Origin of the sequence: Nocardia sp. NPDC051052 (assembly GCF_044456045.1) — a bacterium.
In the GTDB taxonomy this organism is placed as follows: domain Bacteria; phylum Actinomycetota; class Actinomycetes; order Mycobacteriales; family Mycobacteriaceae; genus Nocardia.
In genome coordinates this window covers 189,244-210,989 of the sequence record NZ_JBITFL010000012.1, presented here as the reverse complement: position 1 = coordinate 210,989, position 21,746 = coordinate 189,244, and the positions used below count along the sequence as shown (strand labels likewise).

General features: G+C 68.5%; 17 protein-coding genes. 4 read left to right on the top strand and 13 right to left on the bottom strand.

Annotation, left to right across the window (positions count from 1 at the left end; genetic code table 11):
- Nucleotides 1–54: 54 nt before the first annotated feature.
- From mmsB to ACIBCN_RS34615, 9 genes are all read right to left on the bottom strand, one after another.
- Nucleotides 55–954 carry a 3-hydroxyisobutyrate dehydrogenase gene (gene mmsB / locus ACIBCN_RS34655; protein ID WP_396995929.1) on the bottom strand — a complete coding sequence of 300 codons (900 nt, stop codon included), beginning with the start codon at nucleotides 952–954 and terminating at the stop codon, nucleotides 55–57.
- A complete protein-coding gene (locus tag ACIBCN_RS34650) occupies nucleotides 947–2,005 on the bottom strand; it encodes an enoyl-CoA hydratase/isomerase family protein (RefSeq protein ID WP_396995927.1) in 1,059 nt (352 codons plus the stop codon). The genes mmsB and ACIBCN_RS34650 overlap by 8 nt, the downstream gene beginning before the upstream one ends.
- Complete coding sequence (locus ACIBCN_RS34645) at nucleotides 2,002–3,141, bottom strand: acyl-CoA dehydrogenase family protein (RefSeq protein WP_396995926.1); 1,140 nt, start codon at nucleotides 3,139–3,141, stop codon at nucleotides 2,002–2,004. The genes ACIBCN_RS34650 and ACIBCN_RS34645 overlap by 4 nt, the downstream gene beginning before the upstream one ends.
- Nucleotides 3,142–3,144: 3 nt before the next feature.
- Complete coding sequence (locus ACIBCN_RS34640; RefSeq protein ID WP_396995925.1) at nucleotides 3,145–4,644, bottom strand: CoA-acylating methylmalonate-semialdehyde dehydrogenase; 1,500 nt, start codon at nucleotides 4,642–4,644, stop codon at nucleotides 3,145–3,147.
- 113 nt (nucleotides 4,645–4,757) lie between these two features.
- Nucleotides 4,758–5,699 (bottom strand): DUF2157 domain-containing protein, encoded by a 942-nt coding sequence (locus ACIBCN_RS34635; RefSeq protein WP_396995923.1) that lies wholly within the window; start codon nucleotides 5,697–5,699, stop codon nucleotides 4,758–4,760.
- A 55-nt stretch (nucleotides 5,700–5,754) separates the two neighbouring features.
- Nucleotides 5,755–6,684 carry a hypothetical protein gene (locus ACIBCN_RS34630; RefSeq protein ID WP_396995922.1) on the bottom strand — a complete coding sequence of 310 codons (930 nt, stop codon included), beginning with the start codon at nucleotides 6,682–6,684 and terminating at the stop codon, nucleotides 5,755–5,757.
- Nucleotides 6,685–6,706: 22 nt separating this feature from the next.
- Nucleotides 6,707–7,522 carry a hypothetical protein gene (locus tag ACIBCN_RS34625; RefSeq protein ID WP_396995921.1) on the bottom strand — a complete coding sequence of 272 codons (816 nt, stop codon included), beginning with the start codon at nucleotides 7,520–7,522 and terminating at the stop codon, nucleotides 6,707–6,709.
- Between the two features lie 56 nt (nucleotides 7,523–7,578).
- Nucleotides 7,579–8,625 carry a hypothetical protein gene (locus ACIBCN_RS34620; protein WP_396995920.1) on the bottom strand — a complete coding sequence of 349 codons (1,047 nt, stop codon included), beginning with the start codon at nucleotides 8,623–8,625 and terminating at the stop codon, nucleotides 7,579–7,581.
- A complete protein-coding gene (locus ACIBCN_RS34615; protein ID WP_396995919.1) occupies nucleotides 8,622–9,605 on the bottom strand; it encodes a hypothetical protein in 984 nt (327 codons plus the stop codon). Before ACIBCN_RS34615 ends, ACIBCN_RS34620 begins: the two co-directional genes overlap by 4 nt.
- 235 nt (nucleotides 9,606–9,840) lie before the next feature.
- Here ACIBCN_RS34615 and icmF point away from each other — a divergent pair, with 235 nt between their 5' ends.
- On the top strand, nucleotides 9,841–13,059 hold the full coding sequence (gene icmF, locus ACIBCN_RS34610; RefSeq protein WP_396995918.1) for a fused isobutyryl-CoA mutase/GTPase IcmF: 3,219 nt from the start codon (nucleotides 9,841–9,843) through the stop codon (nucleotides 13,057–13,059).
- 77 nt (nucleotides 13,060–13,136) lie between these two features.
- A complete protein-coding gene (locus ACIBCN_RS34605) occupies nucleotides 13,137–14,273 on the top strand; it encodes an amidohydrolase family protein (protein WP_396995917.1) in 1,137 nt (378 codons plus the stop codon).
- A gap of 12 nt (nucleotides 14,274–14,285) precedes the next feature.
- On the opposite strand, the gene ACIBCN_RS34600 is transcribed toward ACIBCN_RS34605, so the two are convergent.
- Entirely contained in the window at nucleotides 14,286–14,942 is a 657-nt protein-coding gene (locus tag ACIBCN_RS34600) for a TetR/AcrR family transcriptional regulator (RefSeq protein WP_396995916.1), read from the bottom strand.
- A 131-nt stretch (nucleotides 14,943–15,073) separates the two neighbouring features.
- Between ACIBCN_RS34600 and ACIBCN_RS34595 the strand changes: the two genes are divergently transcribed.
- Together ACIBCN_RS34595 and ACIBCN_RS34590 are read left to right on the top strand one after the other, a co-directional pair.
- Nucleotides 15,074–16,567 carry a flavin-containing monooxygenase gene (locus ACIBCN_RS34595; protein WP_396995914.1) on the top strand — a complete coding sequence of 498 codons (1,494 nt, stop codon included), beginning with the start codon at nucleotides 15,074–15,076 and terminating at the stop codon, nucleotides 16,565–16,567.
- Nucleotides 16,568–16,608: 41 nt separating this feature from the next.
- Nucleotides 16,609–17,016, top strand: coding sequence for a DUF3224 domain-containing protein (locus tag ACIBCN_RS34590; protein WP_396995912.1), 408 nt, complete (start codon nucleotides 16,609–16,611; stop codon nucleotides 17,014–17,016).
- On the opposite strand, the gene ACIBCN_RS34585 is transcribed toward ACIBCN_RS34590, so the two are convergent.
- The 3 genes from ACIBCN_RS34585 to ACIBCN_RS34575 form a co-directional block, all read right to left on the bottom strand.
- A complete protein-coding gene (locus ACIBCN_RS34585; protein WP_396995911.1) occupies nucleotides 17,001–17,837 on the bottom strand; it encodes a helical backbone metal receptor in 837 nt (278 codons plus the stop codon). The two genes, ACIBCN_RS34590 and ACIBCN_RS34585, sit on opposite strands and share 16 nt — an antisense overlap.
- A 201-nt stretch (nucleotides 17,838–18,038) precedes the next feature.
- Nucleotides 18,039–18,806: an SWIM zinc finger family protein gene (locus ACIBCN_RS34580; protein WP_396995910.1), complete on the bottom strand. Its 768-nt coding sequence runs from the start codon at nucleotides 18,804–18,806 to the stop codon at nucleotides 18,039–18,041.
- Entirely contained in the window at nucleotides 18,803–21,643 is a 2,841-nt protein-coding gene (locus ACIBCN_RS34575; protein ID WP_396995908.1) for a DEAD/DEAH box helicase, read from the bottom strand. The genes ACIBCN_RS34580 and ACIBCN_RS34575 overlap by 4 nt, the downstream gene beginning before the upstream one ends.
- Nucleotides 21,644–21,746: the final 103 nt, after the last annotated feature.

Below are 21,746 nucleotides of genomic sequence, written 5' to 3'. Positions count from 1 at the left end.
GAACGCATGTTCGAGACATGTCATCAATCGGACTGCGCATCAATCGGAGTGCGGTCAGACTGCCAGGCCCGGGCCGTCGCTACGGTCACGGATCTCGGTGACGATCGCCGAGAAGTCCCGCCCGCCGGACGACTCGTTGAACCGGTTGTAGATCTCCGCCGCGAGCAGGCCGAGTTGCCCGTCGATCCCGTTCTCGCGCAACGCGTTTGCGGCCAGACCCAGATCCTTGTTCATCAGGGCGGTGGCGAAACCGGGCTGGTAGTCGTTGTTCGCGGGGCTGGTCGGCACCGGCCCCGGGACCGGGCAGTAGGTGGTCAGCGCCCAGCTCTGACCCGAGGCGGTGGAGACGACGTCGAAGAACGACTGGTGGGTCAACCCCAGCTTTTCGCCGAGGACCAGGGCTTCGGAGAGGCCGATCATCGAGATGCCGAGCAGCATGTTGTTGCAGATCTTGGCGGCCTGGCCGACGCCGGAACCGCCGCAGTGCACCACCTTGCCGCCCATGACCTCCAGCAACGGCAGCGCGTCGGCGAAGTCCTCGGCGCCGCCGCCGACCATGAAGGTCAGCGTGCCCGCCGCCGCGCCGGCGACGCCGCCGGACACCGGGGCGTCCAACGCGCGGTGGCCCGCGCCGATGGCCAGGACCGCGGCCGACTTGGCGTCGGCGACGTCGATGGTGGAACAGTCGATCAACAGGGTGCCCGGCTTGGCGGCGGGGAGCAGCTCGGCGTACACGTCGAGCACGAGTTTTCCGTTGGGCAGCATGGTGATCACGACGCCGGCGTCGGCGGCCTCGACGGCTGTGCTCACCACGGTGGCGCCGTCCTTGATGGCCTGTTCCTGCGCGGCGGGCACCGGATCGTAGGCCAGCACTTCATATCCGGCCTTGACGAGGTTCGCCGCCATCGGCGCACCCATGTGGCCGAGTCCGAGGAATCCGATCTTCTCAGTCATTGCTCACCAAACCCAGTTCCTGCTCGCCCAATTCGGCGAAGTATGCGTCGACCTGCGCGGTGGTGACGCCGGCGAGGGTCGCCGGTGCCCACCGCGGGTTGCGGTCCTTATCGATTACCTGCGCGCGGATGCCTTCCACCAGATCGGGCGAGGACAGCGCGGCGATGGAGACCCGGTATTCCTCGTTCAGCACCGTCTCCAGGTCCGGCGCGGCGCGCGCCGAACGCAACGACCGTAACGCCACCTTCAGCGCGACAGGCGATTTCGCCAGAATGTCGGCGGCGGCTACGGCCGCCTCCGGCGCATCGTGTGCCCGCAGCCCGGCGAGGATCTCCTCGACCGTCTCCGCGCGGTAGCACGCGTCGATCCAGTCCCGCTGCCCGAGCAGGCCGGATTGCGGTGCGTCCGTGGCGAACTTGGCGATCGCGACCTCGACGGACTCGGTGCGCAGCGTATCCAGCAGTCCCGGAAGGTGTTCGGTGGCGACGAAGTAGTCGGCGAAGCCTGCCGCGATGGCGTCACCCGCGGTCATCCTGGCCGTGGTCAGCGCGACGTGCGTGCCGATCTCGCCGGGGCTGCGCGCGAGCAGGTAGGTGCCGCCGACATCCGGGACGAAGCCGATGCCCACCTCAGGCATGCCGATCTTGGACCGCTCAGTGACGATCCGGTGGCTGCCGTGGCCGGACAGGCCGACGCCGCCGCCCATCACGATGCCGTCCATCACCACCAGGTAGGGCTTCGGGTACCGGCCGATCAGCGCGTTGAGGACGTACTCGTCACGCCAGAACCGGCCGGTCGGCGAATCCGCGCCGGTCGCACCGCCGGTCGCGTCGGTGTAGATCGCGACGATGTCGCCGCCCGCGCACAGGCCGCGCTCCCCCGCACCGGTGACGACGACGGTGCGCACCTCGTCGTCGTCCACCCAGGCTCGCAGCGCGTCGGTAATGGCAAGTGCCATCGCATGATTCAGCGCGTTGATGGCCTTGGGCCGGTTCAACGTGATGAGCCCGAGCCCGTGCTGTTTCTCGATCAGAACTTCCGGTTCCGTCATGCCGCTCCTACCACCGCGCGGGCGACGACCACCCGCATGATTTCGTTGGTGCCTTCGAGGATCTGGTGCACCCGCAGATCCCGGACGATCTTCTCCAGGCCGTATTCGGCCAGGTAACCGTAGCCGCCGTGCAGTTGCAGCGCCTTGTTCGCGACCTCGAAGCCCGCGTCGGTCGCGAATCGCTTTGCCATGGCGCACAACTCGACCTTGTCCGGCGCGTCGGCGTCGAGCGCCGCCGCAGCCCGCCACAGCAGGGTGCGGGCGGCCTCCAATTCGGTACGCATATCGGCGAGTTGGAACCGCAGCGCCTCGTTGTTCAGCAGCGGCTCGCCGAATGCCTGGCGCTCCGCCAGATACGGCACCGTCTTGTCCAGCGCCGCCTGAGCGCCGCCGACCGAGCACGCGGCGATGTTCAGCCGCCCGCCGTTGAGGCCGTTCATCGCGATGCGGAAGCCGTCACCCTCCGCGCCGAGCAGATTCGCCGCGGGCACCCTGGCGTCCTCGAAGATCACCTGACGGGTCGGCTGCGCGTGCCAGCCCATCTTCCTTTCGTTGGCGCCGAACGAGAGTCCCGGGGTGTCGGCGGGCACGATGAACGCCGAGACGCCGCCTGCGCCCGCCGCTCCGGTGCGCGCCATCACCACGTAGACGTCGGTGGCGCCCGCGCCGGAGATGAATTGCTTTGTGCCGTTGAAGATGTAGTCGTCACCGTCACGAACGGCCTTGGTGCGCAACGCCGCCGCGTCCGAGCCAGCACCGGGCTCGGTCAGCGCGTAACTGGCCAGCAGCTCCATCGAGGTCAGGTCCGGCAGCCAGCGCGTGCGTTGCGCGGCATCGCCGTAGCTGTCGATCATCCAGGTCGCCATGTTGTGAATGGAGATGTAGGCCGCGATGGCCGGGCAGCCGGTGGCGAGCTGCTCGAAGATGCGCACGGCGTCGAGCCTGCGCAGGCCCGAACCGCCTACGTCCTCCTGGACGTAGATGCCGCCGAGGCCGAGCGGACCGGCCTTGCGCAGCACGTCGACCGGAAAGTGTTTCTGCTCATCCCATTCCAGGGCGTTCGGGGCGAGGAACTCGTCGGCGAATCCGCGCGCGGTGTCGCGGATCGCCTTCTCGTCTTCGTCGAGGATGAACATCGGTTAATCCATGGTCGGGATGACGAACGCGTTGCTTTCCTTCATCCCCGAAGGCCAGCGCTGCGTGATGGTCTTGGTCTTGGTGTAGAAGCGGAACGAGTCCGGACCGTGCTGGTTCAGGTCGCCGAAGCCGGAACGCTTCCAGCCGCCGAAGGTGTAGTACGCGATCGGCACCGGGATCGGCACGTTGATGCCGACCATGCCGACCTGCACGCGGGCCGCGAAGTCACGGGCGGTGTCGCCGTCGCGGGTGAAGATCGCGACGCCGTTGCCGTATTCGTGCTCGTTGGCCAGCCGCAGGCCCTCTTCGTAGTCCTTGGCGCGGACCACGGTGAGCACCGGACCGAAGATCTCTTCCTGGTAGATCCGCATCTCCGGGGTGACCTTGTCGAAAAGCGTTGCGCCGACGAAGTATCCGTCCTCGCCGCCGGGGACGGTCACCCCGCGACCGTCGACCACCAGCTCGGCCCCCTCATCGATGCCGATCTGGACGTAGTTGTTCACCCGGTCCACACCGTCCTTGCCGACGAGCGGGCCGTAATCGGCGCCGGGATCGTCGGAGCGGCCGATGTTGAGCTTCGCCACCCGCTCGGTGAGCTTGGCCAGCAGGCGATCCGCGGTCTCCTCGCCGACCGGAACGGCCACCGAGATGGCCATGCAGCGCTCGCCCGCGGAACCGTAACCGGCGCCGATCAATTGGTCGGCGACATCGTCGAGGTCGGCATCCGGCATGACGATCGCGTGGTTCTTCGCGCCGCCGAAGCACTGGGCGCGCTTGCCGTTCGCGGTCGCGGTCTCGTAGATGTACTGGGCGATCGGGGTGGAGCCGACGAAGCCGACGGCCTTGACCCTCGGGTCGTGCAGCAGCGCGTCGACGGCCACCTTGTCGCCGTTGACGACGTTGAACACACCCGGTGGCAGACCCGCCTCGAGGAACAGCTCGGCCAGCCGCAGCGGCACCGACGGGTCGCGCTCGGAGGGCTTGAGCACGAACGCGTTTCCGGTGGCAAGCGCCGGGCCCGCCTTCCACAGCGGGATCATGGCCGGGAAGTTGAACGGGGTGATGCCCGCGACGACGCCGAGCGGCTGGCGCATCGAGTAGACGTCGATGCCGGTACCCGCGCTCTCGGTGTACTCGCCCTTGAGCAGGTGCGGTGCGCCGACGGCGAACTCGATCACCTCTAGGCCGCGCTGGATATCGCCCCTGGCGTCGGCGATGGTCTTGCCGTGCTCCGAAGAGAGCAGCGCCGCAAGCGAATCCATCTCGTCCTGCACCAGCGTCAGGAAGCGCATCAGCACCCGCGCCCGCTTCTGCGGGTTGAACGCGGCCCACACCGGCTGCGCCGCTTCCGCATTGGCGATCACGGCCTCGACCTCGGCCTTGCTGGCCAACGGCACGCGCGCCTGCACCTGACCGAGATTCGGATCGAAGACGTCACCGAAGTTGCCGGAGGCGCCCGCGACGTGTTGCCCGCCGATGAAGTGAGTGAGTTCGCGAACCATGCCAGTCCTGTTCTGGTAGCCGACCAAGACACCGCGATGCGGTATGCGGTCATCCTATAGTTGGACGTCCATGTATATGAGAAGTGTGAGCTAAACCACCACCTATGGTGCCCCTAGGCCGCCGGTTTCGGACCCCTGGTCAGCGCATACGCGCCGATCCCGAGTACCACGGACCCCACCACCAGCACCGCGATCGCGGCGGCGAGGACGCTGTCGGTCCACTCGGTCACCGCCTGACCTGTCGCGAGCGCGACCGCGAGCCCACCGCCGACGACGAGCACGGTCGAGCGCTGCTGAGCGAACAGCGCGAAGCACACGGCGGCCACCGCCGCGCTGAGCAGGAACGCCCACGGCCGACTGTCCGACTCGACGACGATCGCGCCGATCAGCGAGATGGCGACCGCGATCCCGTAGCCGAGCCAGGTCTCGACGAACGCGCCGATCCGGCTGAGCGCGAACCATATTCCGCCGGCCACCAGCATGCTCAGTCCAACCCAGACTTCGCCGACACCGAACAGGTCGTCGAACAGCGGTACGGCCACCGCGCTGAAGCAGCCGCAGGCAAGCATGCCGATCACCGACGGAACGGCGACATAGCCGAGCACGGCGACAACCAAACCCGCGAGCGCCGCCCACGCCCCCGCGTGATCGGAACCGTTGTCCAACGCGGTGCCCACCGTCCCGGCGACCGACCCGGCGGCGAGCGCGAGCAGCGCCGAGGCGAGCCGGGCGCGGGAGCCGTGCGGCTCCCGCGCAAACAGCTCGGCAGGGCCGCCGATCATGGCGATCGCCCCGAGAACGAGCCCCGCCGATACCGCGACAAGCAGCGCCACCTGCGCACCGCGCGCCAGATCGTCCCACGACGACCCGATCACCAGCGCGATGCCACCCAATACCAGCCCCGCGCCGATATACGCGGCGATCTCGGCGAGGATCCGCCCGCGCGGCCGCTGCTCCCGCGCGGCCAGTGCCGCCATCACCGCCTCGAATTGAGCTTCGGTCAGCACACCTTGCTGGACCAGCCTCCGCACAGCCAACCGCTGGTGTGTCGCCATCCGCCCATTATCTCCAGCGGGCCGTTGTCCAACCGGAAATCAACGATCCGCGGCGTCAGGATTCGGGGCCGAGCTCGACGACAGCGCCGGGGTGGGCCAGCGACGCGACGGTGACGTGGCCGCCCTTGGCCTGGTCGATGATCTGCCCCTGCCACGCGACGAAGCAGGAGGCGGCCTCGCTGTTGTAGGCGCGGGTCAGGATCGGGGCCAGCGCCTTGGCGAGGTCGCCCTCGGCGGCGATGAGCTGGTCGCGGTATGGCCCGTAGTACGGCAGGATCGCTTGCAGGACAACGGCTTCCACGCCCTGAACCTGGGTGATGAAGGGGTCGATCACCGGCTGATACTTGGCGAGCACCGGGGCGATCTCGGCCAGCACCGGGCCGGCCAGCTGCAAGATGGGCTGGTAGACGGAGCCGAGCGCGAAGGCTTCTGAAGAGAACGGGCCCGCCAGCGGGGCGAGTCCGATCAGCGAGGCGAGCCCGCCCTGCTGCGTCGGGGCGGGCCAACCGAGGGGGCACGCGGGCTGCGCGGCGAGCGGGGCGGCGGCGAACGGATTGCTGCCACCCGCGCCACCCAGTGGCACCGAGCCGTTCGGCGTGCCCGCACCGGAACTGTTCGGCGCACCCAGTGGGACAGAGCTGTTCGGCGCACCGGCGCTCGGCGCGGCGCCCGTACCAGGGTTGATCGCGACGGCGGCGGACGCGCCACCCGAGCCGAGCGGCACCGACGCGGCCGGTGCCGGGCCGCCCGGCGCCGGTGCGGGGGCCGCGGCGGCGGGTGAAGCCACCGGCGTCGCCGCCGACGCCGCAGGGGCGGCGACCCGTGCGGCGGCGGGCTGCTCCTGGGTGATCACCACGCTGGTGACGTCGTCGTCCTGGCGCACCGTCAATGCGGTGACCGCGACCGCGCTGCCGATGACCGTCAGCGCGGCCACCGCGCGGATGGCACTGGCGAGCGCAGGCCGGGTCGTCGTGCGAGAACTCATCGGACCGTACTCCTTCTGCTGTCTATTTGACCGGGGCCGCAGGCGAATTGGGCGCGGCGGCGGCTGGTTCGAATAAGCCCTCCAGGTGCCAGACGCCGGTGAAGCCGTTGAACGGCCCGCCGACGATGAGGCTGGTCCACTGCAGGGTGAACTTGCGGGTCTTCGAGTCGTAAGTGCCGGTGGCGGAGGGTCCTTGGGCGGCGTCGGGGGTGGGCTTGTCGAACCACTGCTTGGCGACCCAGTCCCACACCTTCTGCACCTGTTCGGCGCCGGCCACCTGAGCGTCCTGCTTCTCCGGTGGCTTCGGCGCGCCCTGGTTGAACTCCTGGTCGTTCCAGGAGGCCGCCCAGGACGACACGTCCGCGGTCAACTTGCCGCCGTCGTTGATCACCGCGGGCGGCGGCACCCGGCGCTGGGTCTGCGGGTCCACCGGGTTGGTGGAGATGCCGAACTCGACGGCGAAGAACCTGGTCGGCTTGGTGATCGACACGGACAGCGAATTCCCTTGCGCGAAACCGGGGTTCGGCTCGCTCTGGTATCCGCCGGTGCGCAGGCCACCCGCCGTGCCCGGCTCGAGCAAGGTGGTGGAGCCGCCCTGCGCGGGGGAATCGCCGTTGGGCATGTAGGGGCCCTTCTCCGGCGTACCGCCCGGCTGCACCATCCGGAACCAGGTACCGGCGACGCTGTCGCCCGACACCGAACCCGGGGTGAACCGCAGCAAGCCGACCAGCGGCTCCGGCCCGTTGGCGGCGGGCGTGTCGTCGCCGCCGGAACATCCGGACACCACCAGCGTCAGCACGGCAAGCACGGTGGCCGCGATCATCTTTCGTGGACTCATACCGGCTCCCCTCCTACTACGTTCGGCCAGGCGGATCGTTCGACTACGCCGCGGCGTCATTTCCGCGCACCGCCAGGCGATTTCGCGTCGCGCGATGCCGCGCTCCGCGCCAGCACGCGGCTCGGCAATCGGAGCCCCTCCACCGTGGCGGCCAGCACGAAGATGCCCGGCACCAGGTAGAAAAAGCCGAGTCCGCGAAACGCGCCGAAGCCGAGCGGGCGCGTCGACTCGTTCAGCGCGACAACGGCATCGAAGTTGCGCACGTTGTCGTTCATCGCACCGATCAGCGCGGCGAAGCGCGAAGTCATCGGCTGCCAACGGGTTTCGAGGGTGTTGATGCCGGTGAGATCGGCCTCCGGGTGCGCGACGCGGACGGCGGCGGTGTACCGGCTGTTGAGTTCACCGTCGGCCGCGACGAGAGTGACGAAGTAGCCCTGCAGTTTTCGGACCTCGTCGTGGGTGAGGATCGGGCGCAGATCATTGATCAGCGGTTGTGCCGCGGTCGAAGCGGTGAACAACCCGCCGAGCAGCGGCACCGCGATCAACCCGAGCGCGGCGAGCCCCGCGACCGACCGCCAGACCACCGCCTGCTTGCCCGCCTGCGCGCGCCGGTAACCGAGCACCCCGGCACCGACGAGGAGCGCGCCGGGCAGCGCGAACAACCACGGCAAGGTGCCGAAAGGCGGTACCTCGGCCAGCTTTTGGTAATTCTGCCGGTTGTCGTCGATCGCGCCGATCATCCCGGACATGTGATAGTTGATCTCCGGGTAATCGCGGACGAACTGGTCGACGCGGTCGAAGCTGCCCGGCTGCTGTCCGTTCTGCCGCAGCGTCAGCACGTTCGTCCGCGCGTCATCGAGTACGTGCAGATCGTGCCGATACCCATCGATGCTCGACCGCGTCATATACGGCTCGAACGCGTCGATCATCGCCTCGCCCTTGACCGCTCGCGGAAACATGCCGGTGACGATCGGCGCGAGGACCAGGATCGCGCCGAGCGCGATGATCAGCACGAACGGCCACCGCTTCAACGGCCGCGGTGGCGCGGGCTCCGGATTCGAGACGAATTCCGAATAGGTGGGCAGCCCCGACACGGTTGTCACTGCCGTTGCCGACGGACGATCCGGTCCGCGTTGAAGAACACCCCTGCCGCCGCGACCGCGACGACCAGCAGCGTCGGCACCACCCACGCCGGAGTGTGCCGTCCGCGCGGCACCTCGACCGTCTTTGAAGCGAGCACGGGATCGGCGTGCACGGGCTGGTTTTGGGCCACCGGCACGGCGGCGGGCACGGCTGCATCGGGCGCAGGTGCCACCGGGGCCGGAGCAGCGGGCGCGGGCGCGGCCTGCGCGGGAGCAGCGGGCGCTTGCGCGATCGGCGCGGCGGCCGGTGCCGCCTGCGTCGCGCCGCCGCCACGGTACTGGCCGGCCAGATGCCACAGCCCGGTGAAGTTGTTGAACGGACCGCCGACGATCTGACTCGTCCACTCGATCACGAAATTGCCCGAGCCGTCGATGCTGCCGCGCACCGGACTGGTCTTGCCGGGCAGCCCACCGCCCGGTTTCGGCGCGCCCTGGTTGAACACCTGGTTGTTCCAGGTGACCCCGAGGCTGCTCAGATCGCCGGACAGCTGCCCGCCGTCGGAGTACAGCTCGGGCACCGAGGTCCCGCCGCCGGTCTGCGGATCGGTCGGATTGGTCGCGGTGGCGAAATCGACGCCGTAGAAGCGGACCGGCGTGGTGACCCGGCCCGACCGCGCGTTGCCCGCGCCGTCGAAGGCCGCGGCGGGCTGCGGCTGATAACTGCCGCTGACCAGGCCGCCGTCGCTGCCCGCGGACAGCGTGGTCACCGTCTGATCGCTGCACGCCGAGTCGCTGTTCGCCAAGTAGGGGCCGCCCGCGTCGCCGGTCGGCAGGATCATCCGGAAGAAGCTGCCGGTCACCGCACCGCCGGAGCAGACGCCGGGCGACAGCGCGAACAGGCCGTTCAGCGGCGCGGGTTCGGCGTGCGCGAACGGCGCCGCGAACGCCGACAGGCCGAGGGCGGCTACCGCGGCGGTGAGCCGATAAGAGTTCCGTCCCATGGATCGTCCTTTTGGTGGATTTGTGCGGATGGATTTCGGATTTAGGGCATCGCGTCCCATCGGAACTCGAGCCTGGACCGGTTGTCGCCATTTGCATTCACGATGAGCGGAACCTTGTTGGGTGGCTTTCCTGAATTGACCGGGCGGGTGTCGCCTGGCGCTGTGATCGGCATCACCGTACGATTAGTTTGACGTCCTAGTATCGGGCGCCCACTGGATATCGCCGGAGGAAACCGTGGCCGACAACAGCGCGCTGCACACGCCGATCAACCCCGTTCGCTTCGTGACCTCCGCGGCCCTGTTCGACGGGCACGACGCGGCGATCAACATCATGCGGCGCATCCTGCAGGCGCAGGGCGCGGAGGTGATCCACCTCGGCCATAATCGCTCGGTCAGCGAGGTGGTCGACGCGGTGCTCACCGAGGACGCGCAGGGCGTCGCGGTCAGTTCGTATCAGGGCGGGCATGTCGAATACTTCGAATATCTCGCCGACGCGCTGAAAAAAGCCGGGGCGGACCGCGTACGGATATTCGGCGGTGGCGGCGGCGTCATCGTCGCCGAGGAAATCGCGCGGCTCGCCGCCGCCGGGGTGACCATCTTCTCCCCCGAGGACGGACAGCGACTCGGGTTGCCCGGCATGATCAATCAGCTGATCCAGGCCTGCGACGTCGACCTCGCCACCGTGCCGCCGGTACTGGAGGCCGTGCTCGCCGGTGAACGCCCCGCCCTGGCCCGCGCCATCACCTGCATTCAGCAGGACGCGTTGTCCGACAACGACCGGCAGGCGTTGACGCGGGCCGCCGCCGCGCGCACGGTCCCGGTGCTCGGCATCACCGGTACCGGCGGCTCCGGAAAGTCCTCGCTCACCGACGAATTGGTGCGCAGGCTGCGCTCGGACCAGCAGGACAAGCTGCGCGTCGCGATTCTCGCGGTGGACCCGACCCGGCGCCGCGGCGGCGGTGCGCTGCTCGGCGACCGCATCCGGATGAACGCACTCGACGGCCACCACATCTTCTTCCGCTCGCTGGCCACCAGGGGCGGGCGCGAACTGCCGAACAATATCGAGCTGATCGTGACCGCTTGCAAGGCAGCGGGTTACGACCTGGTGATCCTGGAGACGCCGGGCATCGGGCAGGGCGACGCCGCGGTCACCGACCACGTCGACGTGTCGATGTATGTGATGACCCCGGAATTCGGCGCCGCCTCCCAGCTGGAGAAGATCGACATGCTGGATTTCGCGGATATGGTGGCGATCAACAAGTTCGAGCGCCGTGGCGCCGCCGACGCGCTGCGCGACGTGTCGCGTCAGCTGATCCGCAATCGGTCGGAGTTCACCGCCTCACCCGAGGACATGCCCGTCTTCGGCACGAGTGCGGCGACGTTCAACGACGACGGTGTCACCGCGCTGTATCAGCACCTGGCCGGGCTGCTCGCCGAACGCGGCCTGCGGTTGGAGCAGGGCGCGCTGCCCCGGGTGCACACCCGCGCATCGACCCGATTCGCGCAGATCATTCCGCCCGCGCGGGTGCGCTACCTGGCCGAGATCGCGCAGACCGTGCGCGACTATCACGCCGCGACGGCCGCGCAAATCGTTGCCGCCCAACGGGTCCAGCGGTTCGAGCAGGTGGCCGCGGAACTGCCGGCGGACCAGGCGGTCGCCGAGCTGGCCACCAAGGCCAGGGCCGCGCTGACCGCCGAGAACGCGGCACTGCTCGACGAATGGCCCGCGCTCGCCGCGACCTACCGTGGTGACGAGCAGGTGGTGCGGGTGCGCGACCGCGAGATCCGCACACCGCTGCGCCGGGAAACACTGTCCGGCAACTCGATTCCGCGGGTCGCGCTGCCCCGGTACACCGATCACGGTGAGCTGCTTCGCTTCCTGCGCGCGGAGAATCTGCCGGGTCGCTTTCCGTTCACCGCGGGCGTCTTCCCGTTCAAGCGTGACAACGAGGATCCGGCCAGGATGTTCGCCGGTGAGGGCGACCCGTTCCGCACCAATCGGCGCTTCAAGGTGCTCAGCGAACACGCCGACGCCAAAAGGCTGTCCACCGCGTTCGACTCGGTGACGCTCTACGGTCACGATCCCGCCGAGCGCCCCGATATCTACGGCAAGGTCGGCACCTCGGGTGTTTCGATCGCCTCGCTCGACGACATGAAGGCGCTCTACGACGGTTTCGATCTGACCGCGCCGACGACCTCGGTGTCGATGACCATCAACGGCCCCGCTCCCACCATCCTGGCCTATTTCCTGAATACCGCGATGGACCAAGCGCTGGAACGTTTCTCGGCCGACGAGGGACGGGAGCCGACCGCCGACGAGACCGCCGATATCCGCGCGAAGACCCTGGCGACGGTGCGCGGCACCGTGCAGGCCGACATCCTCAAGGAGGATCAGGGCCAGAACACTTGCATCTTTTCCACGGAATTCAGCCTGCGCATGATGGCCGATATCCAGGAGTGGTTCGTGCGCAACGGCGTTCGCAATTTCTACTCGGTCTCGATTTCGGGCTATCACATCGCCGAGGCCGGCGCTAACCCGATCAGCCAGCTCGCCTTCACCCTCAGCAACGGATTCACCTATGTGGAGGCCTATCTCGCGCGTGGCATGCGGATCGACGACTTCGCCCCCAACCTGTCGTTCTTCTTCTCCAACGGCATGGACCCCGAATACTCGGTGATCGGCCGGGTGGCCCGGCGCATCTGGGCCGTCGCCATGCGAGATCGCTACGGCGCCAACGACCGTTCGCAGAAGCTGAAGTACCACGTGCAGACCTCCGGGCGCTCGCTGCACGCACAGGAGATGAACTTCAACGACATTCGCACCACGCTGCAGGCGCTCATCGCCATCTACGACAACTGCAACAGCCTGCACACCAACGCCTACGACGAGGCGGTGACCACCCCCACCGAGGAATCGGTGCGCCGCGCACTGGCCATCCAGCTGATCATCAACCGCGAGTGGGGCCTGGCGATGAACGAAAACCCGTTGCAGGGCAGCTTTCTCATCGACGAGCTCACCGACCTGGTGGAGGAGGCGGTGCTGGCCGAGTTCGACCGGATCAGCGAACGCGGCGGCGTACTCGGCGCGATGGAAACCGGGTACCAGCGCGGCAAGATCCAGGACGAGTCCATCCGCTACGAGCACCGTAAGCACGACGGCTCGCTGCCCATCGTCGGCGTCAACACCTTCCGCAACCCGCACGGTGAGCCGAAGCACGACATCGAACTGGCTCGCGGCACCGAGGCGGAGAAACAGTCCCAACTGACCCGCGTCCGCGAATTCCAGCACCGGCACCGCGACCCCGCCCACGACGCCCTCACCCGCCTCGAGGCCGTCGCCCGCACCGACGACAACATCTTCGAGGTCCTGATGGACGCCGCCCGAGTCTGCACCCTGCAACAGATCACCGACACCTTCTTCACCGTCGGCGGCCAATACCGCCGCAATGTGTGAGCCAGCCGGCTCAGCAGATCCGCGCTGAGCCCCAGGCCGCGGTGTCACGGTTCGGGGAATCTGGACGAACAAGGCTGGTGGCGTGTGACAATCGCCGGGTCAAGGCCATCGGCGCGGTTGGGACGGCGGACATGGAGCTATCGGGTATTCGGATCGTCGACGCACATATTCATCAGTGGGATCCGTTCACCACACCACGGGTGTTCAGCGGGACGGCGAAGTTGCTCCGGGCGCTGCCGCTCCCGATCGATCTGGCCAAACGGGTGGCGCCGCGTCGGGATCGCGAATTCACCGGGGACCCTACGGCTTTCAGCCGTCCGTATTTGCCTGCGGACTATCGGGCCGATGCCGGAGCCGAGCCGATCGACACGATCGTGCACATCGAGGTCGGCTGGGTCGGGAAGGACGCGCTGGCCGAGGCCGACGAGACGGCGTGGGTGGCTCGATTGCCGTTCGGCGGCGACCATCCCGAGCTCGGCGCGATCCTCGGCTACGCGGATCCGGCGGCACCCGACTTCGCCGCGCTGCTCGACGCGCACCTTGCCGCCGCGCCGATGGTGCGCGGCATCCGTTCACACGCGGCGCACCATCCCGATCCTGACGTCCGGCCCTACACCGACCACCCGGGTGCGCTCGCCACGAAGGAGTTTCTGAACGGCTTCGGCGAGCTGGCCGAGCGTGACCTATCCTTCGAGGCCTGGGTGTACTCGCATGCCATTCCCGATGTGACGGCGCTGGCCGAGCGGTATCCGGAGGTGCCGATCGTGCTGAACCATCTCGCCACTCCGGCAGGCATTTTCGGCCCGATCGGCAAGCACACCGGCACCGACCCGAGCAAGCGGCGCGCGCTGTTCCTGCGCTGGCGCGACGACCTGTCCGCACTCGCCGAACGACCGAATGTGGTCGCGAAGGTGAGCGGCCTGATGATGCCGGTGCTCGGCCACCCGGTGCCGCCGCGCGGCACCGCCACCCCGGTTCCGGTGCTGGTGGATCGCATTCACCCGCTCATCGAACACGCCATCGACGCGTTCGGCGCGGACCGCCTGATCTGGGGCTCCAATTTCCCGGTGGACAAACCGATCACCACCATCACCGGCAGCATCGAGGCGGTCGCCGCCTCGATCACCGGGCACGGCGGCGGGCAGGCGGAGCTCGCGCACATCTTCCGGGATACCGCGCGGCGCGTATATCGAATCGGCAACGCGGGAGCATGACGCGGAAAACCGTTATCCCGCAGGCGTAATGACCTCCGGCGGCAGGTACTCGGTGGCGAGCAGTGCGCCGAGTCGGCAGGTGTGTTCGATGATGCGATCACCGTCGATGTCCATCGCGCCGGTGCGCCACGCGGTGAGCAGCTCGATGAAGCCGCCGATGCCGACGAGGGTGCTCATCCGGAACTCGAGCTCGTCGGCGTCCTGGCGCAGGTACGGCCGGGAAGTGACGACGAGCAGATCGGTGGCGTCGGTGAGCATCGTTTTGCGGCGTTGCTCGAGCACGGCGCTGCCCGCGTGGTCGGCGAGCAGGATGCGGGCGCGCCCGTTGTCGTCGGATTGCAGGCGCACCGCACGGGTCACCGCCGCGCGCAGGATATCCAGCGGGGGCAGCTCGAGGTGGCCGGTGAAGATCGCGGTCAGGTCGGCGAACACCTCGGTGCGGACCGCGTCCCACGTGGCGCCGAGCAGGTCGTCGCGGTCGGCGAAGTGCTCATAGAAGTAGCGGTCGTTGAGCGCGGTGCGCTGGCAGACGCCGCGCATGGTCACGGCCGCCCAGCCGTTCTCGATCCAGCCGTCGAGGGCCGCGTCGATCAGCCGCGCGCGGCGTTCGGCGCGCCGCTCCTCGGTGGTGCGGCCGCCCCAGGTCCGGGCCGGTACGCGCAGGCTCATGGTTGACAAAGTACCCCGCCGCGCGCCTAATTGGTGGCATGTGCGGCCAATTGCCGATCGGCCGCGCTCAGCACCGGGTCGACACCGCCGTCTACGCCGCGGACACGGCCCATGACGCACGGGGCGGTGGCATGAGTAGCAACGCAATCGATCACGAGGTGATCATCGTCGGGGCGGGGTTCGCCGGTATCGGGGCCGCGATCAAATTGCGGGAGGCCGGATTCGACGATTTCCTGATCGTCGACGAGGCCGACGGCGTCGGCGGCACCTGGCACTGGAACACCTATCCCGGTATCGCCGTTGACATTCCGTCGTTCAGCTATCAGTTCTCCTTCGAGCAGCGCGCCAGCTGGTCGCGGACCTACGCGCCGGGCCGGGAATTGAAGGCATATGCCGAATCGTGCGTGGACAAATACCAGCTGCGATCGCGAATTCGGTTCGATACCAATATCACTGAGGCCGAATTCGACGAGGACGGCTGCCACTGGCGGCTACACACCGCCGACGGTGGCGAGCTCACCGCACGCTTCGTCATCAGCGCCACCGGGGTGCTGACCCGGCCCAAGCTGCCCGAGATCCCGGGTGTCGAGGACTTCACCGGGGTCACCATGCACACCTCTCGCTGGGATCATCAACAGGACCTGCGCGGCAAGCGGGTCGCCGTCATCGGCACGGGAGCGTCCGCGGTGCAGGTGATTCCGGAGACCGCGCCCGAGGTCGAGCAGCTCGTCGTCTTCCAGCGCACGCCGATCTGGTGCCTGCCCCGGCTGGACCTGCCGCTGCCCAAGCCGGTGCAGTGGGCGCTGCGGATTCCCGGCGCGCGATCGCTGACCAGGCTGATCAGCCAGACGTATGTGGAGATCACCTTCCCGATCGCCGCGCACTATTACCAGAGTTTGCCGACGGCCGCGCTCGGCGAGCGCGCCGGTCTCGCGCATCTTCGCAGCCAGGTGCACGATCCGGCGATTCGCGAAAAGCTCACGCCGCGTTACGCTTTGGGCTGCAAGCGGCCCAGCTTCTCGAACGACTATCTAGCCACCTTCAACCGCGACAATGTCGTGCTGGAGACCGACCCGATCGAGCAGATCACCAGCACCGGCGTGCGCACCGCCGGCGGCACCGAATACCCGGTCGACATCCTGGTGTTGGCGACCGGCTTCAAGGTGATGGAATCCGGCAACATGCCGACCTACGACCTGCGCGGCATCGGCGGCCTCGACCTGGAGAAGTGGTGGGACGAGAACCGGCTGCAAGCCTATGAGGGCGTGAGCGTGCCCGGCTTCCCGAACTTCTTCTCGATCATCGGGCCGTACGGCTACAACGGCTCGTCCTACTTCGCGCTGATCGAGAACCAGACCAGGCACATCCTGCGCTGCCTGCGGCACGCCCGCGCGGGCAACGCGACGGTGGTCGAGGTGACCCGCGAGGCCAACGACCGCTTCTTCCAGGAGATGCTCGACCGCCGCGGCGGACAGGTGTTCTGGCAGGACAGCTGCGCCGTATCCAACAGTTACTACTTCGACAAGCACGGCGACGTGCCACTGCGCCCGTCGACCACGGTCGAGGCGGCTTGGCGCAGTGGACACTTCGACCTGACCGACTACCGGTTCGCTACATCGGCGTAACGGCCCCGACATTGTCGGTACCCGTCGATACGATCCGGCGCATGAAAGCCATCGGTACCTTTTCCGTCGTCTCGTTCGTCCCGACCGAGGTCGTCCCTACCCCCGCCATCGACACCGCGCTCCCGGTCGGCGTCGCACAGATCGAGAAGAAGTTCGACGGCGAGATCACCGGCCGCTCGGCGACCCTGTTCACCGCGGCATTCGACCAGGCCACCGGGACCGGAACCTACGTCGCTATGGAATCGTTCGAGGGTGCGCTGAACGGCGCCTCGGGCAGCTTCAACTTCGCCCATTCGGCGACCACCTCGGGCACCGACCGAACCGCCGAATCGTTTGTCATCGTCCCGGCGAGTGGTACCGGCGCCCTGGCCGGTATCACTGGCACGGGTGGTCTCAGCGTGGACGAGGATGGTAGTCACCACCTCTGGTTCGACTACGAACTCGGCTGAGCACCGCCGGGGAAGGCCGCCGCCAGCTGCTGGGTGAGGGTTTGCCGTGCGGTGGCCAAGGACGGGCCGTACCAGGTGAGGCTGCGGCCCTCGACGAGTGCCACCGGAGTTCCCGGAAAAGCCTCGGGGCCATCGGTTCTGGTGAAGACGTAGGGCTCGTCGGGCAGGACGGCGAGGTCGATGCCGGTGGTCAATTCCCGCTCGGTGAGGCGGGGATAGCGGTCCGGGCGGTCGGCGTGCACGAGGTGCAGGCCGAGGCGCCCGGCCAGGTCGCCGGTGAAGGTGTCGCGGCCCACCACCATCCACGGATGGCGCCAGATCGGGATCACCGCGTTGCGAACCGGCGGCGGCGGTGCCGCCCAGACGGATTCGGCCTCGGTGAGCCACGGCGGGACGGCGGCGCCAAGGGCAACGGTGAACAGGCGCGTCAGCGAGGCGAGCGCCTCGTCCACCGTCTCGATTCTGGTGACCCACACCGGAATTCCGGCCGCGCGGAGGCGATCGACATCGAGGCGCCGGTTCTCCTCCATGTTGCACAACACCAGGTCGGGCGCGAGTTCGATGATGCGGCGCACGTGCGGGTTCTTGGTGCCGCGCACGCGTTCGACAGCGAGATCGGCCGGCTGCGTGCACCACTCGGTGGCGGCGACCAAGACGTGCGGACACGTCACGGCGACGGCCTCGGTCAACGAGGGCACCAGTGACACCACCCGTCGCGGCGGCGCCGCGAGCCGGACGGCGACGCCGAGATCGTCGCTGACGCTCATCGGGCCGGACCGCGGCCACGAACTGTTGCCTGCCACGTCTACCAGCCTAGGCACGGCCCGGATGCTGCCCGAAGTTCGGTGCAAGGGCAGCGGCCGGGCAACCCTCGGGCAGTTCCCGGGCGGGTCCGGCGCGCGCAGACTTAATGAGGCATCCGGTGTCGGGAAGTCCCGGTCCCTGTGTCACCGGACCTGATCCCGCCCCGAAAAGTCCGGAGACAACCGCAAGCCCCGACGCCGGATGCTCACCAAGCTCGATCAGGCCTCGAACATGCGATACAGCGCGGTGAGGTCGCGCAGGCCCGCCGCGGCGATCGGCTCTTCGGCCGAGGTCATCCGCATCGCCTTGCGCAACAGCAGCGGGTCGAGATCATCCGGTGCGGGACGGAATTCGATCTTCGGCAGGTCCGGCAGCTCGGCATCGTTGCCGTACGGATCGGCGGAGTCGGTGGGCTGCGGGTCGCGTTCGATGCCGCCGATGAGCGTGTCCAGGTCCAGGCCACGCAGCGTGAGGATCTCCCGGGGACGCTCGTCCAGCCGTTCGGCGAGCAGGTAGCAGACCGCGGCCACGTGTTTACACGGCCACCCCGGGTCGGGGCAGGTGCAGGTGAAATCCAGGTCGGCGGCCGTGGTCGGCAGCAGCAGCGGGCCGAGCGCGGTCGGCAGCGCGCCGGACGCGATCTCGGCGAGCATGCCCGGCGCGTCGCGGATCGTCTCGATGAGTAGCTCGAGCTCCTCCTCCCGCAGCGGCCGGACGGTGAAGACGGCGGTGAATGGACGCGGTTGACTGCCTTGCACTTCCGCGGTCACCGAGCCGGGCTCGATCCGGTAGCTGACCACCTGCCCGGCCCGCGCGTAGGTGCGCCCGCGCGACAGGCGCCCGGCGTCGGCCATCTGCTCGATCGCTTCCAGCAGCGCCTTGCCCCACCAGGTACGTCCGAAACCGCCACGGCGGCTGCGTGCCTCGACTCCGCCACGCACCGGACGGCGCTTGCCGTACTCGTTGTAGTCGATGTAGGGACTCATTCGCCGACCGCTTCCGCGCCCAGTGTGAACAGCTCACGCAGGTCGTCGGTGCTCATCTCGGTGATCCAGTTCTCCCCCGCGCCGACGGCCAGGTCGGCGAGTTGCCTTTTGCCGTTGATCATTTCGTCGATCCGCTCTTCGATGGTGTCGACGCAGACCAGCTTGCGCACCTGGACATTGCGCTGCTGCCCGATCCGGTACGCGCGATCGGTGGCCTGGTTTTCCACCGCCGGATTCCACCAACGGTCAAGGTGCACCACATGATTGGCGGCGGTGAGGTTGAGCCCGGTGCCACCGGCCTTGAGCGACAACAACATCAGCGGCGGCCCGGCCAGCTCCTGAAACCGGGTGACCATGGTGTCGCGGCGCTGCTTGGGCACCCCGCCGTGCAGGAACGGGACCTCCGTGCCGAACCGCTCGACCAGGTAGGGCGCGATGAGCTCGCCGAACTCGCGGAACTGGGTGAACAGCAACGCTTTCTCGCCGTCCGCGAGCACCGCGTCGAGCACGTCCTCCACCAGGGCCAGCTTGCCCGAGCGGTGGCTGCCGCGGTGCAGCACCGTTGAGCCGTCGCCGAGAAAGTGCGCCGGATGGTTGCACACCTGCTTGAGCCTGGTCAGCGCGCTGAGCACGGCGCCCTTGCGGGCCATGCCTTTCGCGTCCTTGATCTTGGCCAGCATGTCGTCGACCACCGCCTGGTACAGCGCGGCCTGCTCGACGGTCAGGTTGGCGCGCACCGTCATCTCCAGCTTGTCCGGCAGGTCGGTGATCACCGCGGGGTCGGTCTTCACCCGGCGCAGCACGAACGGCTGGGTGATCATCCGCAGCCTGCTGATCGCGTTCTCGTCCCGCTCGCGTTCGATGGGCACGGCGAAGCGGGCGCGGAACGTCTGCGGGCTGCCGAGCACCTTCGGCACCGCGAAATCCATGATCGAGCGCAGCTCCTCCAGGCGGTTCTCCACCGGAGTTCCGGTGAGCGCCAGCCGATGTCGCGCGGGCAGGCCGCGGGCCGCGCGGGACTGCCTGGTGGCGGCGTTCTTGATGTGCTGTGCCTCGTCGAGCACGATCCGGTCCCACGTTTGCCGCTTCAGCTCGTCGAGGTCGCGGGCGAGCAGCGAATAGGTCGTGATCACCAGATCCGCCTTGGCCACCGCCGCGTCCAGTTCGTCGCCGGAGCGCCTGCCGACCCCGTGATGCACCCACACCCGCAGGTCCGGTGCGAAACGCTCGGTCTCGCGCTGCCAGTTGCCGACGACCGACATCGGGCAGACCAGCAAGGTGGGACCCGGCGTGCCGTCGGCCGCCTCGCGCTCGTGCACCAGCAGCGCGAGCACCTGGACGGTTTTGCCAAGGCCCATGTCGTCGGCCAGGATCGCGCCGAAACCCATGCGGCTCATGGTCGCCAGCCAGGCGAGGCCGCGTTCCTGATAGGGGCGCAGCTGCGCCTTCAGGCCGACCGGCGCGGTGATCGGTGCGAGCTCGCGGGTCCGGTCCAGGATGTCGGCGGCCCAGCCGGTGGCGGTGACCTCGGTGACCGGCACCTGTTCGACGCGGCCGCCGGCGAGTTCGCCGATCAGGTCGGCGAAGGTGATCTCGGAGGTGTCGGTGTGCGCGGCGACGTAGCGGGCGGCCGCGGCGAGCACCTTGTGGTCGGCCTGCACCCACTCGCCGCGCAACTGCACCAGGTCGGATTTGCTGCTGACCAGCCGTGCCATCTCGGCCTTGGTCAGGATGGTGTCGCCGAGCGCGAGTTCCCAGCGGTAGGAGACGAGTCCCGGCATGCCGACGGTACTTTCGGCGGCGGGCACCGCGCTCTCCACGCGCAGCCGCATGGTCGGCGCGCTGACGCTCCAGGCGCGCGGCAGCAGCAGGCGCACGCCGGCGGCCTGTAGGGCGTGCGCGCCGTGCTCGACCAGATCGACGACCACCTCGGTCGGCAGCAGCAGGTCCATCGAGCGTGGATCGCTCGGCAGATCGCGCAGCCGAGGGTATGCCCGCTGCGCCTCACCCAGCTTCTCCACCGCGATCCGCAGCAGGTTCGGATCGGCGTGCAGCAGTACGGGATTCGGCGCCTCGCCGTCGACGCGCAGGCACACCTCCAGCCGCCACAGCGCGACCGACTCGTCGGCGGTGCCGAGCTCGCCGTCCGGTTCGAGCAGGCGCAACACCAGTTCCGGCTCGTCACCGGTCAGGGTGGCTCGCCAATGCTCCAGCGTCTCGGCGACCCGGTAGCTGCCCGCATCGAGGGCGACATCGCGGATGAGCGCGTCCACCAGCGGGTGCGCCGACTCCGGCGGGTCGATCAGTGCCCGCGCGATCGGGTCGGTGAGTTCGGTGACCAGGTCGTCGAGCAGCGCGTTCGGCCTGCCCGCCACCTGCAGCGCGGCGGGCATGGCCACGGCAAGCTCGGCCAGCCAGGCGCGCTGCCGCTCGCCGCCGACCAGTCGCCAGCGCACCCACCACTGACCGTCCGCTCGGTGCACCTCCGGCACGATCCGGCCGGCCCGCACCCAGCGCTCCACCCCGTGCGCGACATGCGCGAGGAAGCGCAGATCGCCCGACACCGCCTCGACCGGCAGCCGCTGCCGCAGCACCGCGGCGGCGGCCGACGGGGCCATCGCGTGCGCGCGAACCTGCTCGGTGTCCGCGCCGTCCGGGCCGATGATCAGCACGTCGGCCCGGTGCCGGAATTTGGACGCGCTCAAGACGCTGCCCAACGGGTCGGGCAGGGGGACGGCAGCCGGCGGAGCCGGCGGGGTGGGTGGATCCAGCGCGGTGCGGGGTGAGTCGTGCCAGAGCAGCAACCCGGATCCCGGCGACCACAGACCGTGCAGCATCAACCCATCCAAGCAGGTGGGTCCGACAGCGATCCACCGCGGCCATCCCGCTTTTCTGGATTTCTGGGGCTGGCCGGAACATACTTGAATATCCGCTGGTCAA

Excerpts from the sequence above, each read along its gene's own strand:
- ACIBCN_RS34580 (WP_396995910.1), bottom strand. The coding sequence starts at position 18,806 with ATGAGTCCCTACATCGACTACAACGAGTACGGCAAGCGCCGTCCGGTG.
- ACIBCN_RS34650 (WP_396995927.1), bottom strand. The coding sequence starts at position 2,005 with ATGACGGAACCGGAAGTTCTGATCGAGAAACAGCACGGGCTCGGGCTC.
- ACIBCN_RS34630 (WP_396995922.1), bottom strand. The coding sequence starts at position 6,684 with ATGAGTTCTCGCACGACGACCCGGCCTGCGCTCGCCAGTGCCATCCGC.
- ACIBCN_RS34640 (WP_396995925.1), bottom strand. The coding sequence starts at position 4,644 with ATGGTTCGCGAACTCACTCACTTCATCGGCGGGCAACACGTCGCGGGC.
- ACIBCN_RS34590 (WP_396995912.1), top strand. The coding sequence starts at position 16,609 with ATGAAAGCCATCGGTACCTTTTCCGTCGTCTCGTTCGTCCCGACCGAG.
- ACIBCN_RS34600 (WP_396995916.1), bottom strand. The coding sequence starts at position 14,942 with ATGAGCCTGCGCGTACCGGCCCGGACCTGGGGCGGCCGCACCACCGAG.
- mmsB (WP_396995929.1), bottom strand. The coding sequence starts at position 954 with ATGACTGAGAAGATCGGATTCCTCGGACTCGGCCACATGGGTGCGCCG.
- ACIBCN_RS34595 (WP_396995914.1), top strand. The coding sequence starts at position 15,074 with ATGAGTAGCAACGCAATCGATCACGAGGTGATCATCGTCGGGGCGGGG.
- ACIBCN_RS34625 (WP_396995921.1), bottom strand. The coding sequence starts at position 7,522 with ATGAGTCCACGAAAGATGATCGCGGCCACCGTGCTTGCCGTGCTGACG.
- ACIBCN_RS34635 (WP_396995923.1), bottom strand. The coding sequence starts at position 5,699 with ATGGCGACACACCAGCGGTTGGCTGTGCGGAGGCTGGTCCAGCAAGGT.
- ACIBCN_RS34575 (WP_396995908.1), bottom strand. The coding sequence starts at position 21,643 with ATGCTGCACGGTCTGTGGTCGCCGGGATCCGGGTTGCTGCTCTGGCAC.
- ACIBCN_RS34615 (WP_396995919.1), bottom strand. The coding sequence starts at position 9,605 with ATGGGACGGAACTCTTATCGGCTCACCGCCGCGGTAGCCGCCCTCGGC.
- ACIBCN_RS34645 (WP_396995926.1), bottom strand. The coding sequence starts at position 3,141 with ATGTTCATCCTCGACGAAGACGAGAAGGCGATCCGCGACACCGCGCGC.